Source organism: Pauljensenia sp. 20925_1_25, assembly GCF_041433955.1.
Classification (GTDB): domain Bacteria; phylum Actinomycetota; class Actinomycetes; order Actinomycetales; family Actinomycetaceae; genus Pauljensenia.
Genome location: NZ_JAPWCL010000003.1, coordinates 1 through 14,509, shown reverse-complemented (window position 1 = coordinate 14,509; position 14,509 = coordinate 1). Strand labels below are relative to the sequence as shown.

12 protein-coding genes and 1 tRNA gene are annotated in these 14,509 nt (G+C 66.6%); 7 read left to right on the top strand and 6 right to left on the bottom strand.

The genetic code is table 11. From position 1 onward, the window contains the following. Positions 1-51: 51 nt before the first annotated feature. Together O3932_RS02285 and O3932_RS02280 are read left to right on the top strand one after the other, a co-directional pair. Positions 52-2,982 (top strand): leucine--tRNA ligase, encoded by a 2,931-nt coding sequence (locus tag O3932_RS02285; RefSeq protein ID WP_371535924.1) that lies wholly within the window; start codon positions 52-54, stop codon positions 2,980-2,982. Between the two features lie 6 nt (positions 2,983-2,988). Next, positions 2,989-4,026 carry an Fpg/Nei family DNA glycosylase gene (locus tag O3932_RS02280; RefSeq protein ID WP_299239276.1) on the top strand — a complete coding sequence of 346 codons (1,038 nt, stop codon included), beginning with the start codon at positions 2,989-2,991 and terminating at the stop codon, positions 4,024-4,026. 58 nt (positions 4,027-4,084) lie between these two features. Here the strand turns inward: O3932_RS02280 and O3932_RS02275 are convergent, their stop codons facing one another. The 4 genes from O3932_RS02275 to O3932_RS02260 form a co-directional block, all read right to left on the bottom strand. Then, positions 4,085-4,576 (bottom strand): GNAT family N-acetyltransferase, encoded by a 492-nt coding sequence (locus O3932_RS02275; protein ID WP_009648805.1) that lies wholly within the window; start codon positions 4,574-4,576, stop codon positions 4,085-4,087. A gap of 85 nt (positions 4,577-4,661) precedes the next feature. Then, entirely contained in the window at positions 4,662-5,306 is a 645-nt protein-coding gene (gene cysE / locus O3932_RS02270) for a serine O-acetyltransferase (RefSeq protein ID WP_371535922.1), read from the bottom strand. Between the two features lie 91 nt (positions 5,307-5,397). Beyond that, on the bottom strand, positions 5,398-6,330 hold the full coding sequence (gene cysK / locus O3932_RS02265) for a cysteine synthase A (protein WP_371535919.1): 933 nt from the start codon (positions 6,328-6,330) through the stop codon (positions 5,398-5,400). Positions 6,331-6,366: 36 nt separating this feature from the next. Beyond that, on the bottom strand, positions 6,367-7,023 hold the full coding sequence (locus O3932_RS02260) for a YigZ family protein (protein WP_371535916.1): 657 nt from the start codon (positions 7,021-7,023) through the stop codon (positions 6,367-6,369). Between the two features lie 178 nt (positions 7,024-7,201). On the opposite strand from O3932_RS02260, the gene rpmF reads away from it, so the two are divergent. From rpmF to O3932_RS02245, 3 genes are all read left to right on the top strand, one after another. Continuing rightward, the gene (gene rpmF / locus O3932_RS02255; RefSeq protein WP_003792889.1) at positions 7,202-7,372 is read left to right on the top strand and encodes a 50S ribosomal protein L32; all 171 of its coding nucleotides are present in this window, start codon (positions 7,202-7,204) and stop codon (positions 7,370-7,372) included. Positions 7,373-7,499: 127 nt separating this feature from the next. After that, positions 7,500-8,771, top strand: a complete 1,272-nt coding sequence (locus tag O3932_RS02250) for a cation:proton antiporter (protein WP_296504543.1) — start codon at positions 7,500-7,502, stop codon at positions 8,769-8,771. A 36-nt stretch (positions 8,772-8,807) separates the two neighbouring features. Further along, positions 8,808-8,883: transfer RNA gene (locus tag O3932_RS02245), tRNA-Arg, on the top strand. Between the two features lie 110 nt (positions 8,884-8,993). Here O3932_RS02245 and O3932_RS02240 read toward each other — a convergent pair. Further along, positions 8,994-9,767, bottom strand: coding sequence for a Fic/DOC family protein (locus O3932_RS02240; RefSeq protein ID WP_371535914.1), 774 nt, complete (start codon positions 9,765-9,767; stop codon positions 8,994-8,996). Continuing rightward, positions 9,760-9,969, bottom strand: coding sequence for a hypothetical protein (locus tag O3932_RS02235; protein ID WP_371535912.1), 210 nt, complete (start codon positions 9,967-9,969; stop codon positions 9,760-9,762). The genes O3932_RS02240 and O3932_RS02235 overlap by 8 nt, the downstream gene beginning before the upstream one ends. A 912-nt stretch (positions 9,970-10,881) precedes the next feature. On the opposite strand from O3932_RS02235, the gene O3932_RS02230 reads away from it, so the two are divergent. Continuing rightward, positions 10,882-11,865: a methylenetetrahydrofolate reductase gene (locus tag O3932_RS02230; RefSeq protein WP_314569126.1), complete on the top strand. Its 984-nt coding sequence runs from the start codon at positions 10,882-10,884 to the stop codon at positions 11,863-11,865. An 83-nt stretch (positions 11,866-11,948) separates the two neighbouring features. Then, complete coding sequence (gene metE, locus O3932_RS02225; protein ID WP_371535909.1) at positions 11,949-14,270, top strand: 5-methyltetrahydropteroyltriglutamate--homocysteine S-methyltransferase; 2,322 nt, start codon at positions 11,949-11,951, stop codon at positions 14,268-14,270. The last annotated feature ends 239 nt before the right edge of the window (positions 14,271-14,509 follow it).

The following is a 14,509-nucleotide window of genomic DNA, read 5'->3' as shown; positions in this document are numbered from 1 at the left end:
CCTGGTGAGGAGTATTGTTACGCGACCCATCGTTAAGCGAGGAACGCACAGATGAGCGAAAATCCGCAGAGTGCCCCGGCCCAGCGCTACACCGCGCAGCTGGCCGGTCAGATCGAGACGAAGTGGCAGGACCGTTGGGAGGAGCTGGGCACGTTCTACGCGGACAACCCGACCGGTGCCCTGGCTGGCCCGCTGGCGTCACGCACCCCCTACTTCATCCTCGACATGTTCCCCTACCCCTCGGGTAAGGGCCTGCACGTGGGGCACCCGCTCGGCTACATCGCGACCGATACACTGGCGCGCTACCGCCGCATGAAGGGCGACAACGTCCTGTACACGATGGGCTACGACGCTTTCGGCCTGCCCGCCGAGCAGTACGCCGTCCAGACCGGCCAGCACCCGGCCATCACCACGAACCAGAACATCGCGAACATGCGCCGCCAGCTGCGCCGCATGGGCCTGTCTCACGACTCGCGCCGCTCGTTTGCGACCACCGACATCGAGTACGTGCACTGGACACAGTGGATCTTCCTGCAGGTCTTCAACTCGTGGTTTGACCCGCAGGCCACGGCACCCGACGGCTCGAAGGGTGCCGCCCGCCCGATCAGCGAGCTGATCGCCAAGCTCAAGTCCGGTGAGGTCCTCCCCGAGGACGGCTCCGATTACAACTCGCTCGACCGCGCCGCCCAGGCGAAGGTCGTCGACTCCTACCGCCTCGCGTACGTCTCCGAGGCACCCGTCAACTGGTGCCCCGGCCTCGGCACGGTCCTGGCCAACGAGGAAGTCACCGCGGACGGACGCTCCGAGCGCGGCAACTACCCGGTCTTCAAGCGCAACCTGCGTCAGTGGATGATGCGCATTACCGCCTACGGCAAGCGCCTGGCCGACGACCTCGACACCATCAACTGGCCCGAGAAGGTGCGCACCATGCAGCGCAACTGGATCGGTCGCTCGGAGGGTGCCACCGTCCGCTTCGGCGTGCCCGGCGCGCGCGAGGCGGGGGCCTGCCTCGACTCCCTGGACGTCTACACGACACGCCCCGACACGCTCTTCGGCGCGACCTTCATGGTCGTGGCCCCCGAGCACCCGATCCTCGGTGGCACCGTCGGCGGCGACGCGGGCGACGAAGCCGCCCTCACCCTGCCGGCCTCCTGGCCTGAGGGCACGAAGGACGCGTGGACGGGCGGTGCCGCCAACCCCGCGGCGGCCGTGAGCGCATACCGCGCCCAGGCCTCGGCCAAGTCCGAAGCCGAGCGCGCCGACGAAGAGCGCACCAAGACCGGCGTATTTACCGGCCTGTTCGGCATCGACCCCGTCAACGGTCGCGAGGTCCCGATCTTCGTCGCCGACTACGTCCTGTGGGGTTACGGCACGGGTGCCATCATGGCCGTGCCCGCCCACGACGACCGCGACTGGGCCTTCGCCCGCGCCTACGATCTTGACGTCGTGCGCACCATCGGACCCGCCGACGATCCCTACGGCCCCGACCTCGAGGTCGGCGCGTACACGGGTGATGGTGTCGCCGTCGACTCCGCGAACGACGAGATCGACCTCAACGGCCTCGGCAAGGATGAAGCCAAGGCCGCGATGACCGCCTGGCTCACCGAGAAGGGCCTGGGCAAGCGCACCGTCACCTATCGCCTGCGCGACTGGCTCTTCAGCCGCCAGCGCTACTGGGGCGAACCCTTCCCGATTGTCTGGGACGAGGACGGCGTCGCACACGCCCTGCCCGAGGAGATGCTCCCCGTCGAGCTGCCCGAGGTCAGCGACTACAGCCCGCGCACCTTCGATCCGGACGACGCCGACTCCTCGCCCGAGGCTCCGCTGGGCCGCGCCGAGGACTGGGTGAACGTTACCCTCGACCTGGGTGACGGTCCCAAGCGCTACCGCCGCGAGACCAACACCATGCCCCAGTGGGCGGGATCGTGCTGGTACGAGATGCGCTACACCGACCCGACGAACTCGGAGCGCTTCGCAGACCCGGAAAACCTCGACTACTGGATGGGTCCGCGCGAGGGTAAGGTCAGCGGCGGCACCGACATGTACGTCGGCGGCGTTGAGCACGCGGTCCTGCACCTGCTCTACGCGCGCTTCTGGCAGAAGGTTCTTTTCGACCTGGGCCACGTGCCGGACTCCGAGCCCTACCACACGCTCTTCAACCAGGGCTACGTGCAGGCCTACGCCTACACTGACGCGCGCGGCCAGTACGTGCCCGCCGACGAGGTTGAGGGCGACGAGACGGAGGGCTTCACCTACCAGGGCCAGCCCGTGGGCCGCGAGTACGGCAAGATGGGCAAGTCCCTGAAGAACATTGTCACGCCCGACGAGATGTACGACGCTTACGGTGCCGACGTCTTCCGCGTGTACGAGATGAGCATGGGTCCCCTCGACCTGTCGCGCCCGTGGGAGACCCGCGCGGTCATCGGCTCCCAGCGCTTCTTGCAGCGCCTGTGGCGTAACGCTATCGACGAGGAGACCGGCGAGCTCACGGTCACTGACGAGCCTGCGGATGAGAAGACGCGCCGCCTCGTGGCCCGCACGATCGCCGAGGTCACCGAAGAGTACGAGAACCTGCGCATCAACACCGCGATCTCGAAGCTCATCGTTCTCAACAACCATCTGACCAGCCTGGATACCGCCCCGCGCGACGCTATCGAGCCGCTGGTTCTCATGCTCGCCCCGGTTGCTCCGCACCTGTGTGAGGAGCTGTGGAGTCGTCTGGGCCACGAGGATTCCCTGGCTCGTGAGCCCTTCCCGGTCGTCGAGGATGCTTCGCTGCTGGTCGAGGACACGGTCACGGCCGTCGTCCAGGTCAACGGAAAGGTGAAGGCCCGCATCGAGGTTGCCCCCTCGATTTCCGAGGAGGACCTGATCGCGGCTGCCCTGGCCGAGGCCCCGATCGTCAAGGCCCTCGGTGGCTCCGAGCCGCTCAAGGTCATCGCCCGCGCGCCGAAGCTGGTCAACGTCGTCGTCAAGAAGTGAGGTCGCATGCCTGAAGGCGATGCAGTCCGTCGCCTAGCCGGTACCCTCGACGAGCTTTTCGTCGGGGGTATCGTCTCGGCGTCGTCCCCGCAGGGACGTTTCGCGTCCTCAGCAGCCCTCCTGGACGGGTGGGTCATGCAGCGGGTGCGCGTGCACGGTAAACACATGTTCATCGGTTTCGTGCCGCCCGCCCCGGGCGAGACGTACGAGGCCGGGGTGGCCCTCCTCGAGGGGGCTGCGGCCGGCAGTGGGGAGCCGATCCTCGGTGAGGACGCCCCCTGGCCAGACCGCTGGGTGCACATCCACCTGGGGCTGTACGGCTGGTGGCGATTCAACGGCGATGAGACCGTCGTCGACGAGGGGCACGGTGTTGCTCACCGCATCCCGAACGTCCAGAAGGGGGAGTGGAACGGCCACACCGAGACCCGCTGGGGCGAGGGCTTCGGCGAGGCCAAGGCGGGGGAATGGGAGCCTCCGGAACCGGTCGGCGCCGTGCGCCTGCGCGTGTATAACGACCATGCGGTCGCTGACCTGATCGGACCCAACCGCTGCGACCTCATTACCGATGAGGAGCGCATCACAGCGGAGTCGAAGCTGGGGCCGGATCCCCTGGATGCCGGGGCACGCTCCGACGCCGAGGCCATGGAGCGTTTCGCCCAGGTCGCCCACTCGAAGAAGCGGGCCATCGGCGAGATCGTCATGGACCAGTCGATCATCGCGGGCGTGGGCAACATCTACCGCGCCGACGCCCTCTTCCTCGCGGGCATCTCGCCGCACCGCAAGGGCGCGAACATTTCGCTCAAGCGCCTGCGCGAGCTGTGGGTCCTCATCTGCGACCTCATGAACCGCGGTCTGGCTGCCGGTCGCCTGGATACGATGGATCCGGACGAGGCCCCGAACCCGCCGATTGAGGGTGACGAGGAAGCCTCGCGGTGGTACGCGTACCACCGCACGGGCCGTCCGTGCCTGCGCTGCGGGACGCCGATCCGCGAGGCGCTCATGCAGAACCGGCGCCTGTTCTGGTGTCCATCCTGCCAGCGCTGAGCGTGTGAAAAATCGTCAGGGGAGTGCGGGCCGAGAGGTCCGCACTCCTCGCCACTTGTCAGGCGATCTCCTCGAAGCCGAGCATCGAGTACAGCTCGCGAGCACCGCCGTGGCGCGCATCCAGGCGCAGGGCGAGGGAGTCGAAACCCCAGTGGGTGCACCTGGAGGCCACCTCCGAGACGAGGGCGGTTGCGATGCCTCGCCTGCGGTAGTCCGGCGCGACGATGAGGTCCACGACGAAGGGACCATTCGGCGCGTCATCCCAGGGGGATTCACGTACCACGAGGATCGCGCCGACGAGGGTGCCGCCGTCCCAGGCTCCCACGAAGGAATCCTCGGTGGTATCACCGAAGGCACCTTCAAAGGTAAGACGGAGTTCCTCGGATGTTTCAAGGAGCGCCTCGGGCGTGACAGCATCGTCGTACGCCTCGAGGGTGAGCACCGCAAGAGCGGGAATGTCGAATGTTGTGAGCGTGGCGATCTCAATACCCTGGGGGCGATTCGCCGCTGACAACGCGTCCAGTGGGGCATGTAGAGTTCGAGCTTCCATAAACCAACTATAGGTGAGGGTGCTCACTTTGTCGCGGGCCGCAATCAAATTGCTCCATTGCGGCCCGACCAGCGGCGTTGGGGACTCAGATGTAGAGCGCCGGCTCCTGGAAGAAGTACGCGGGATCGACGATCAAATCGCGGTCGCGCGTATCCTTTTCGGGCTTGGGCAACAGACGCGCGGGCACGCCAATCGCGACGTTTCCGCAGGGCACGTCCTTGACGACGACAGCGTTCGCGCCGATCTTGACACCCGTGCCCACGGTGATGGGGCCCAGCACCTTCGCACCCGCGCCGATCATCACGTGATCGCCGACCGTGGGGTGGCGCTTGCCTGGTGTCATGGCGACGCCGCCCAGGGTAACTCCGTGGAAGATGACGACGTCGTTGCCGACCTCGGCGGTCTGGCCGATGACAACGCCGGTCGCGTGGTCGATGAAGACGCGGCGTCCGATACGTGCCTCAGGGTGGATGTCGACGCCGGTGAGGGCGCGGGCCGCTGACGACAGGACGCGCGCGGGAGTGCGGGCACCGTGGGTCCACAGGGCATGGGAGACGCGGTGGGTCCACAGGGCGTGCACGCCCGGGTACGTCAGGGCGATCTCCAGAGCGGAGGTGGCCGCTGGGTCGCGGCGCTGCGCCGTCACCAGATCTTCGCGAAACAGACCGAGCGCCTTGGTTGGCAGTGCCCGAGACAGGGTGCGCGACAGGGTGCGAACGGTGAGCTTCACGGGAGTCCTCCTACGGTGGATGGATGGGTGAATGCACAGGTGGCCCCGGACATTCTCTCCGGGGCCACTCTAGCGCGTCATAGCAGGTTGTTCAGTCCTCAAGACCGGCGAAAAGAGCAGTCGAGAGGTAACGCTCACCCGTGTCGGGCAGGAGTGTGACAAACTTTTTGCCGGCCAGCTCGGGGCGGGCTGCCACGACCGCAGTTCCGGCCAGGGCTGCGCCCGACGAGATACCCACGAGCAGGCCCTCCTCGGCGGCCGCGCGGCGAGCAAACTCGAGTGCGGTAGCGGTCTCCACGGACACAACCTCGTCGATGAGATCGGCGTCGAAGGTGTCGGGCACGAAGTTGGGCATGAGGCCCTGGATGCCGTGCGGGCCGGGGGCACCGCCGGTGAGCAGCGGTGACTCGGCGGGCTGGACGGCGACGATGCGCACGTTCGGGTTCTTATCCTTCAAGACCCGCGCGACGCCTGAGATGGTGCCGCCCGTGCCCACGCCGGCGACGAACACGTCGACCTGACCCTCGGTGTCCGCCCAGATCTCCTCGCCCGTGTGGGCGATGTGCGCGGCGGGGTTGGCGGGGTTCGTAAACTGGGAGGCGATAATCGCGTCCGGACGCTCGGAGGCGATGCGCTCGGCCTCGGCGACTGCGGCGGAGACGCCGCCCTTGGGGTCAGTGAGAACCAGTTCGGCACCGAAGGCGCGCACAATCGCACGTCGCTCAACGGACATCGAGGCGGGCATGACGATGACGACTTTGTAGCCGCGAGCCGCGCCCACCATTGACAGGGCGATACCCGTGTTACCCGAGGTGGCCTCGACAATCGTGCCGCCGGGGGCCAGCGCGCCCGAGGCCTCAGCCGCGTCGATGATCGAGCGGGCGATACGGTCCTTGACGGAGGAGGCGGGGTTGAAGGATTCAACCTTTGCGACGACGTCCACGCCGTCGCCGGCGACATGGTTGATGCGAACGAGGGGAGTGCCGCCGATCAGATCGGCGACAGTGGAGGCGATGCGAGCCATGAGGGGTCCTTCCATAAGCGGTGTACCCCAGAATTCTCAACCAGCTGTCGGAGCCTCGTCTAGTTCAACCCGACGGGTTTCCACGTAGCGAAACTTTGCAACACCGGACGAGGCCTGGGCCAGACATGCGTCAATCGGCTCCCGGTCGCTCGGATTGATCGCGATGCGCAACGTCACGTTCGTGCCCCAGATCGTGTCCACGACCGTGGCTCCGCGGCCTCGTAGCTCCGCCTCGATACGCCCCGCATCCCCGGGGCTGAGCTGCGTTTCAAGGATGTCGCGTCCGACCAGGTAGGCGATGGGAGCGCGGGCGACAGCCTCGGACACCGACGTCGAATACGCGCGCACGAGGCCGCCTCCGCCAAGTAGGATCCCCCCGAAGTAACGCGTCACGACAGCCGTCGCGTTCCACGTGTCAGAGGCGCGCAGGGCCTCCAGCATCGGAGTACCCGCCGTGCCCGACGGCTCCCCGTCGTCCGAGGAATGCTGCAAGGGAGCGGCATCCGGCGGATCGATCAGGTATGCGGAGCAGTTGTGACGCGCCTGCGGGTGCTCGGACTTGACCGCGTCGATGAGTGCACGAGCTTCCTGCGGAGTGTCCGTCCTGGCGAGCGTCGTAATAAAGCGGGAACGCTTGATCTCAATCTCGTGGGTGAGAAGCGTGCCAGAGGCGAGCGTGCGAAGAACGGACATGAGGCCAGTCTAGGGGAGAGTTCCCAGCTCCCAGTCTGTAACCAGAATCGCAGGCGCACCCGCCCGCGCGATATGCCACACGCGCAAGGTCCGTGGTAGTCTAGTCGGGTTGTCGCCGTGCGCCCGCGTGGCGCACCGAACCAGAATAGTCGTCGAGAAAGAAGAGGAGCGGTAAGACATGGCAGTTCCCAAGCGTAAGATGTCCCGTGCGAACACCCGCACCCGCCGGTCTACCTGGAAGGCTGATCTTACCGAGCTGAACACCGTCAAGGTCGCCGGCCGTGAGATCCGTGTGCCCCGCCGCCTGGCCAAGGCATACAAGAACGGCCTCCTGGACGTCGAGGGCTGACCTCGCATCCACGCACGGGCCCGGGACTAGTCGTCCCGGGCCTTTGTCATGCCCGCAATTCGACGCGACGCGCCCGCGTGTTACGCGGCACCGCACCATCGATCCTTTTGCCCCGTCAGGAGCGCACATGAACATGCCGATCACCATCCTCGCCGCGACCGATGCAACGAGCCACGGCCTCGTCGCCTCCTCCACAGCGACCGACACTGAGGGATCTATCGTCTCCCTCTTCATCATCGCAGCCGCAGCCACCGTCGCACCTCTCCTCGCTTCTCTGACGCACAAGCGCGTGCCCGACGTCGTGTGGCTGCTGATCCTGGGCGTCGCCGTCGGGCCGAACGCGCTGGGCTTCGCCTCGCTGACCGAACCAATCTCCGTGTTCCGTGAGGTCGGCATGGGCATGCTCTTCCTCATCGCGGGCACCGAAATTGACGTGCAAGAAGTGCACGGGAGCGCCGGTAAGCGCTCCCTGGCCACGTGGCTGGCCTGCTTCGGGATCGGCCTGGCGGTGTCATGGGTGGCCGTCGCTGCCTCCGGGACCACCGGCGTGGGGTACTCGACCTACATCGCGCTCGCTATCGCGCTGACCTCGACCGCGCTGGGCACCCTTCTGCCTATCCTCATGGAGGCCGGTGTCATGGGCACCACCATCGGCAAAGCCGTTCTGGTGCACGGTGCCATCGGCGAACTCGCGCCCATCGTCGCCATGTCGCTGCTGCTCTCCGCACGCAGCCCCTGGCTCTCCTTCGGCGTCCTCATGTTCTTCGTACTCGCCACCATCGTCGCCGTCGCAATCCCCACGCGATTCGTGCTGCGCCACCCCGAGATCGGGCGGACGATCCTGCACGGTGCCCAGACCTCGCAAAAGACCCTCATGCGTGTCGTCATGGTCATCCTGACGGGCCTCATGGCCCTGTCAGCGGTCCTGGACCTGGACATGGTGCTCGGCGCTTTCGCCGCCGGCATCATCGTGCGCGCCCTCGCACCCGGTAACTTCACCATGATCGAAGGGGAACTGCGCACGCTCGGCTTCTCTTTCCTGATCCCCCTGTTCTTCGTCACGTCCGGAATGGCCATCTCGCTGAGCGCCGTCGCCGCTCACCCGTTCCTGCTCGTGAGCTTGGTCGGCGCGATCCTCCTCGTGCGTGGCGTGCCCATCGTCGCTCTCGAGCGCTTCCATGGGACCATCGAGCGGGTCGGCTGGTCGGACGCGACGCGCATCGGCCTGTACGGCGCGACCGGCTTGCCGATTATCGTCGCCGTTACCGGCCTGGCATCCTCAACGGGCATCATCCCAACCTGGCTGGCCTCCCTGCTGGTCGTCGCCGGTGCCCTATCGGTCCTGCTCTTCCCGCTTCTGGCCTTCCTGCTGGGCCGCGCCGTTGGAAAGCGCGGCTAACCTCCGCTAGTCTTACAGGCGGCGCACATGCGCCATGCCTCCGTAGCTCAATGGATAGAGCGAGGGCCTTCTAATCCCGAGGTTGCAGGTTCGAGTCCTGTCGGAGGCGCCACCGATCCGCACCGGACGAGCGTTACTGTGCTCACTCCCGCGTGAGACGCGCCGACGCCGAGCGGGGAGCCGATCAGCCGTCGTCGTCCGGATCCCCGGCTCTATGTGCCCTCAACGCTCCTCAATGGGAACGATGTGCCGGGCGCGTCGCTGGTCCTCAGTCAACGGAGCGATCACCTCGGCGAGAGTGTCGGCCATCGGAGTGTGATCGTGGTAGTCCTGAAAGTAATAGCGCGCCGCGACGAAACGCTCACGAACAGGATTCGTGACGCCCGCCAGTCGATCCTCGCGGCTCGGAGGCAGGAATGCTCTCGCATCCAGGTGGTAGCCCGCGTGGTGGGCGAGTTCGGAGAAAAACACGAGCTGCGAGCGCGTGTTTCCCTCGCGGAAGGAATGCACGACGTTGATAGACACCCAGCGCAGTGCCAGGTTGTCGACGAACTCACTCAGCGCCAGTCCGCGTAGATAATCGGCCTCCTGAAGGAGCGCGTACTCGTGCGTCGCGGCCTCGGTCAGCTGCCGCCCTGCCGGCGCATATTCGTGCGGGACCGAATAGTCGCGCGGGTCAAAGTCGGGGAACGCTGACACGTCGGGGCCGAACTTGATCATTGGTCCGCCCATTGGTGCACTGCGCTCCTGGCCTGCCCACGCAAAAGTGTCCTGGAAGATGTGACGATGAATTGCCTTCATGTGGTCGTAGTCGAAGCGGCCCAGGAGAGGGGAACGTACGAGCTCAATGAGGCGCAGCCGCGCCCAGTGCTCCTCCAACGCACCGACCGCCACCATCGACGGTATACCGTCGGGGAAACGCCCACCGCGAGTGAACTTGTTACGCATCGCGTGGGTCCCTGGGATGAAATAGGCATCCCATGATGGATCACTCATGGTTCACACCAAACTTCGCGTAGAGGTACTCCTCACCGAGATGCCCCGCTTCCTCGACGGTGATCTCGCCGCTCGCTGCCTTGGCGTGAAGCTCGCGCAGATAAGGATCTGAGACCGTGTGCCCCGCGAGATACAGGGCGGCGTCAGCAAAATTCAAGCAGTCTTGCGGTGCCACGGATGGTGCCGTGCGGATGTCGGACATATGAATGCTCCTCATCGGGTGACCGGCGTCCATGCCGGAACAGTTCTAAGAGGTGAGACGACAGCTCAGTTGAACGAGGCCGTGGCCCCCGCCTTGGGGCACGTGCGGCGCTCGCGCAGCGGCGTGGACTGCTACGTCGCCACCTCCACATGATACTCGCGAACCAGGCGCGGGCGGGGGAGTGTGGATCGTCTCGGGTGTGGAGACATCGGTGTCGCCCATGATGGGAGTATCGACGCGGGCATGCTCATCTGCGTCCCGAGCGACTCTGTCGCGCAGTCCATGGGCCGACGGAGGTTCATCCTACGGGGCGCAGGGGTTCGTGCTCTGCGCTGCGCGACCAGTGTGTCATAATAAGGGGAGTCGAACAGTTGCTGCTGTCCGACTCCCCGGTTTCCGGGATGGTCTTAGCTACCCATGAGGGTGCTCAGCAGGAATGCAATCGCCCAGATCAGCTGTGGCAGTGTCGTTACCACTGCTACAGCGATCTGGGCTTTCTGCTTCCCATCCAGACCAGTCCGCCTCCGTTGACGCGAACGTCGGCCTTGTGCCAACCCAGTCACCTCCTCTCATCGGTATCAACTCCCGGCAGGAGTGCTGCTGGCCCGGGGGCGATGCCGTGGAGGCACCACCATCGTCGCACCGCCCACCCTCATGTCGCGTCGCGTGAGACAGTGCTGTCACAAACTCCCGTTCCGCGGACCCCTTCTGCGGGCACCTCTCGGTGGCGACCATACTGGGTGGCATGAACGCACGAACGATTGTCACCCGTCGCATGTACGGGTCGATTCGTGCCCGAATGTGCAGCTGACGCCGACGTCCGCCATTCCCTAGGCCACGACCCGCCGCCACAACACCAGCTGCACGCACGTGCACTCAGGCGGGACGATGCCGCTACCCGAGAGTTTCACCGTGCCCTTCTCCGACGACGACTACGCCTGTCCCTGTACCCACGACCATGAGCCCACGCTCCTCTCCTTCGAGGTGATGCCCCCGCGCAAGCCCTCGTTGGAAGCCCCCTTCTGGGACACGGTTGATCGCCTCCTCCAGGTTCGCCCGGACTTCATGTCCGTGACCTACGGTGCCGGAGGTAAGGATCGTAACAATGCCCGCTCGACGGTCCAGCGCCTCGTACGAGACACCCCGATCCAGCCGATCGCGCACCTGACCTGCGTCGGCAATTCCACGGCTGAGGTCGTCTCCACCGTGCACGACTACCTGGAGTCGGGCGTGCGAACCTTCCTGGCCCTGCGCGGAGACCCGCCGGTCGGGCAAGAGGACTGGGAACCCGGCCCGGGCGGTGTCGCGAGCGCGACGGAACTCATTCATCTCATCCGCACGGTCGAAAGACGCCGCTGCAACGCTCACCCGGGCGAGGCCCTGCGCTCCGCCTTCAAGCCCCTGACCATCGCGGTCGCCGCGTTCCCAGCGGGTAACCCGGCGGCGGGCACGACGCCCCAGCAGGAGGTCGAGCGCCTCCTCGTCAAGCAGGCGGCGGGCGCGTCCTTCGCGATTACACAGCTGTTCTGGGACGCCGAGGTCTACGCGTCCTTCGTCGAGCGCGCCCGTCGCGCCGGCGTCACTATCCCGATTGTTCCCGGCCTGCTGCCGGCCACGGATCCGGCGCGCCTGCGCCGCGTCCAGGACCTCACCGGTATCGAGGTCCCCGAACAGCTTCTGACGACACTGGCCGGTTTCGAGGAGCAGGAGCGCCGCGACGAGTTCGGCGCGGCCTTCGGATCCCGCCTCATTCACTCTGTCTTGGACGCGGGTGCTCCGGGCGTCCACCTCTACACCTTCAACAAGGCCAAGCCCGTCCTCGACATTCTCGCGCTCATGGGAGTGACGCCGGACCCGCAGTGGTCCCCGGCCTCGCACCCCTTCACGCATCACTGAGCGCATCCCGTCAATCCACCCCGCGGCCGGGTGCGGGCCTCGCCCGCGTGCGCCGCACGAGTAGCACACCCAAGGAGATCACTATGTCCGCTGCCCCCGCGCAGTTCCCTACCGCCACGATTCTGGCCTATCCGCGTATCGGCCGCGGCCGCGAGCTCAAGCGCGCCCTCGAAGCCCGTTGGGCTGGCCGCATCACCGAGGCCGAGCTACTGAACGCTGCTGACGACCTGCGTAAGGAGAACCTGGCGCGCCTCGTTGAGCTCGGTCTGAATCCCTCGGACGCCTCTCTGGCCGACGCGCCCTCGCTCTACGACCACGTCCTGGACGCCACGATTCTCTTGGGTGCTATCCCGCCGCGCTTCGTCGGCCGGCAGGGCCTCGACCTCTACTTCGCGCTGGCCCGCGGCGACGACAAGGTCGGCCCCGAAGAGATGACGAAGTGGTTCGACACGAACTACCACTACCTCGTCCCCGAGATCGGCCCCGACACGCCGTTGCACTTCGCCGACGACACGGTCGTGCGTCGCTTCGCCGACGCCCGCGAGTGGGGCTACGTGACCCGTCCCGTCCTGGTCGGTCCAGTCACCTACCTGGCCCTGGCCAAGGCCGATCCGGCCACCCCCGATTTCGATCCGCTCACCCGCATCGACGAGGCCGTGGCCGCGTACGCGGATGCGCTGGCTGCTCTGCATGCCGCGGGTGCTCCGTGGGTCCAGCTTGACGAGCCTGCCCTTACCTCCGACAACCTCTCGCGAACCCGCGCCGAGCTGGGCGAGCTGGCAGCCCGCGTCTACGAGCGCCTGGCTTCTGCCACCGAGCGTCCCCAGATCCTGCTCACCACCCCCTACGGCGACGCCTCCCACGCTGTGGCTGCCCTGGCCAAGACGGGCGTTGAGGCTCTCCACGTCGACACGCTGCGCGGTTCCCTCCCCGAGGGCGCGGACCTGTCCGGCGTCACCCTCGTCGTCGGCGGCGTCGACGGCCGCTACATCTGGCGCGCCGACCTGGCCCAGCTGCGCGAGACCCTGAAGGCCGCACAGGCCCTGGGCGCTGCACGCGTCACCGTCGCCACCTCCAACTCGCTCCAGCACGTGCCCCACGACACTGCCCTGGAGACCTGGGACGACGCGACCCTCAACGAGAACCTGCACGCCTGGCTTGCCTTCGCCGACCAGAAGGTTCTCGAGGTCGTCACCCTGGCCCGAGGCCTGGACGAGGGCTGGGATGCCATCGACGCCGAGGTCGCTGAAGCGACCCGCGTCCTCGAGCAGCGCGCCGCCGCCCCCGGCGTCGTGCGCCCCGAGGTCCGCGCCCGCACGGCCGCCCTGACAGATGCAGACCGCACCCGCGAGCCTTACCTGGAGCGCGAGGCTGCTCAGACCGAGCGCCTGCACCTGCCCCCGCTGCCCACGACGACCATCGGTTCGTTCCCGCAGACCACCGAGATCCGCAAGGCCCGCGCCGCTAACGCGCGCGGTGAACTCTCCGACGCGGACTACCAGGCGCGCATGCGTGAGGAGATCGCATCCGTCATCACCCTGCAGGAGGAGCTTGGCCTGGACGTCCTCGTCCACGGCGAAGCCGAGCGTAACGACATGGTCCAGTACTTCGCCGAGCTGCTCGACGGCTTCGCAGCCACGCGCAACGGCTGGGTACAGTCCTACGGCTCGCGCTGCACGCGCCCGTCGATCCTGTGGGGCGACGTCTCGCGCCCCGCGCCCATGACCGTGGGATGGACCACCTACGCCCAGTCGCTGACCGACAAGCCCGTCAAGGGCATGCTGACCGGCCCCGTCACGATCATCGCGTGGTCCTTCCCGCGCAACGACCTGGCCCTGAGCGAGATTGCCGACCAGATCGGTCTGGCCCTGCGCGACGAGGTGTCCGACCTCGAGGCTGCCGGCATCGCCGCCATCCAGGTCGACGAACCCGCCCTGCGCGAGCTTCTGCCCCTGGACGCCGACCGCCACGCTGACTACCTGAACTGGTCCGTGGGATCCTTCCGCCTGGCCACCTCCTCGGTGCGCCCGGACACTCAGATCCACACGCACCTGTGCTATTCCGAGTTCGGCCAGATCATCGACGCCATCAAGGGCCTGGACGCCGATGTGACGTCCATCGAGGCAGCGCGCTCCAAGATGGAGGTCGTCCCCGAACTGGCCGAGGCTGGCTTTGACCACGGCATTGGTCCCGGCGTGTGGGACATCCATGCCCCCCGCGTTCCCAGCACCGAGGAACTCGTCGAGCTCATCGGCCTGGCCGCTGACGCCGTGCCGGTCTCGCGACTGTGGGTGAACCCCGACTGCGGACTGAAGACCCGCGGCTACGAGGAAACGAAGGCGTCGCTGGACAACCTTGTCTCCGCTACTCGACAAGTGCGTGCCCAGCGCGGCCTGGAGGCCTGAAAAGTCCTCGAGGCACTAGGACGTGGGCGGGACCGAATGGTCCCGCCCACGTCCGTATCCGCTGATCCCACGTGCTGTACGTCGGCGACACCGCCATGGAGGAACGTGTGCATCCACGCGCAGACATCGTTGTTACACAATCTCACGGTGTGGACTTGATGTTGCTCGGAAGGAATCCGTCCGACAGACTAGAGCCATGACGACCTTCGCGAACCCCATGTGCTGCCCCTCCGGCGGCA